The 1,592-nt window shown below is 46.6% G+C and carries 2 protein-coding genes; one reads left to right on the top strand and one right to left on the bottom strand.

Translation table 11 applies throughout. The features are described 5' to 3' along the window. A partial coding sequence (serB, locus tag ABY436_RS20015; RefSeq protein ID WP_372740684.1) for a phosphoserine phosphatase SerB occupies positions 1-676 on the top strand: 676 nt, incomplete at its 5' end. Positions 677-777: 101 nt separating this feature from the next. Here the strand turns inward: serB and ABY436_RS20010 are convergent. Then, positions 778-1,592 (bottom strand): EAL domain-containing protein (locus tag ABY436_RS20010; protein WP_372740683.1); only part of this gene is annotated, 815 nt, incomplete at its 5' end.

Raw genomic sequence — 1,592 nt, 5'->3', positions numbered from 1 at the left:
TCAGGAAGATAATATATTCCGTAGACATCGCCGTTTAGTGGTGTTTGATATGGACTCGACGCTGATTGAAGCAGAAGTCATTGATGAGTTGGCTAAAGAGGCAGGTGTCGGCGATCAGGTTATTGAAATCACTGAAGCGGCAATGCGTGGTGAGCTCGATTTCAATGAAAGCTTTCGGCGTCGGGTGGCACTGCTCAAAGGGTTGGATGCGAGTGTGCTCGAATCGGTTGCACAGCGTTTACCTTTGACCGAAGGGGCAGAAGATCTGGTTTCTCATCTGAAAATGCTGGGCTTTAAAACCGCTATCCTTTCGGGTGGCTTCACTTATTTTGCTGAAAAGTTGCAGAAGCAGCTTGGCTTTGATTACGTCTATGCTAACCAACTGGATATTCGTGACGGGGTTGTGACGGGCGAGGTGGTTGGCGAGATTGTCAACGGAGACCGCAAAGCTCAATTGCTCAGAGAGATAGCCGAGCGTGAGGGAGTGCGTCTTGAGCAAACGATAGCGGTAGGAGATGGCGCAAACGACCTGCCAATGCTATCTATTGCTGGGTTGGGGATTGCCTTCAGAGCTAAGCCGTTAGTGCGTCAGAGCGCCAAACAGGCGATCTCAACACTCGGTCTGGATGGTATCTTATATTTGATTGGCTTTAGGGACCGCGATTCGTTGCGTTAATGTGATGATTGATTAGCGGGTAAAAAAATACCAGTGAGACTCGTGACAGAGTTCACTGGTATTTTTTATTGTTCTTTTTATTACCTGCATTATTACCTGTCTTATTGTCCTTCGAAAAAATCATAATCCATCTTGTCACGCGGTGGCTGTAAATAGTAGCCTTGAATCAGGCCGACTCCCGACTTCCATAAGCGGCTCATTATTTTAGGGTCTTCAACAAGCGGCGCGATTGTGATCTTGCCTTGCGATTTTAATGCTTCTGCCATTGTCTCAAATGTCACATCAAGCGCGTTGGTGGTGGCTAACTCCTGAACAAAGGAGCCATCCAGTTTTACGTAGTCTGCATTGATTTGTCGTAGCACCTGACTGGCGTTACTGGAACAGCCAAAATGTTTAATGCAAATCAGGCAGTGTAATTTCTTCAAACCAGCAGTGAATGCCTGGGCAGCGGCTAAATGGCTGGAGCAGTCGCTTTCGCTGATTTGAAAAACCAGATGATCTGCCGGGATACGAAACTCCCTTAGCTGCTCGGCTAGCCATTCAAGAATCTCCGGATCTCCCCAGGTTTTTTTGGTTACACTGATAAACAGGCGATGTTTATTGCCTTTGTTGAGCTCTTCGCGTAAATGGTGGATACACTTGAGTATTACCCAGCGATCCATGGTTGTGCTGAGTTCGGCAAGTTCCACTGTATCTAAGAAGGTGGTGGGGGAAAGTTCGTTTTGGTTTTTGTCGAGTAGTCTTAATAGTGCTTCGTAGTGACTTAGTTGGCTGTTGTATGAAAGTGGAACGATAGGCTGAAACAATAATTTAAAGTTTTGATTCTGCACCGCTGCTTTTAGCGCCTTAACAGCGTCAGGGTTATCCAGTTCGGCGGGCGAATGATCAGGGATGTAAAACTTAACGTTATTGGTGC

This window comes from Neptunomonas sp. (genome assembly GCF_041601355.1).
Classification (GTDB): domain Bacteria; phylum Pseudomonadota; class Gammaproteobacteria; order Pseudomonadales; family Balneatricaceae; genus Neptunomonas.
The sequence above is the reverse complement of the archived record's forward strand: the minus strand, read 5'-3'. Positions and strand labels throughout refer to the sequence as shown.